The following is a 692-nucleotide window of genomic DNA, read 5'->3' on the forward strand; positions in this document are numbered from 1 at the left end:
TTCTGAACCAGGTGAAAAAAGAAGATCATCATGATAATATTTATGTCATCGACAGAGGGATCCAGTCTACAAGAACGATGAAAGATTTTGAAGAAAGGCTTCTGAAATTTATTATCCGTTCCAAAGAAAACAGGAAATATGAAGAGATTGAATCTTTTATTAAAACAGAAAACCTAATCAAATGGGATGATTGGGAAGTTATTAAAGACAGCAAAGTGAAACTTTACACCGGAAAACCCATCCAAAACAAACGTGGAAACATCCATCATCGGGAAGAAAAAGTGGAAACATATTTTCGATTGATCGTCATCAAAAATGAAAAAACAGCCAAAGAATTTTGGTTCATAACCAACGAATTTGAACTTTCTGCTAAAGAAATATCGGATTATTACCGTAAAAGATGGGATATTGAGGTATTCTTCAGGTTTATAAAACAAGAGTTGAATTTAAGCCATCTTGTTTCGCTCAATAAAAACGGAATTGAAGTAATGCTCTACATGACAATGATTGCTTCTATGCTTCTGCTGATTTATAAAAAAGCAAACAATTTGGGATATAAAACAGCCAAAAGACGTATTGCAATGGAGCTTAGAGACATGATTACCGCAATTTTAATAATTTTTGCGGGGGGTGATCCTGCAAAAGTCTTTAAAACATAAAAAATGGTCGGAAATTTCTTCCGACCATGACTG

1 protein-coding gene is annotated in these 692 nt (G+C 33.8%); it reads left to right on the forward strand.

Features of this window, described 5'->3' with window-relative positions; translation table 11 throughout:
• Nucleotides 1-659, forward strand: a 659-nt coding sequence (locus ACODR7_RS21545; protein WP_488842329.1) for a transposase, incomplete at its 5' end; no start/stop codon positions are given.
• Nucleotides 660-692: the final 33 nt, after the last annotated feature.

The sequence above is a fragment of the Chryseobacterium sp. FG46 genome (genome assembly GCF_057809135.1).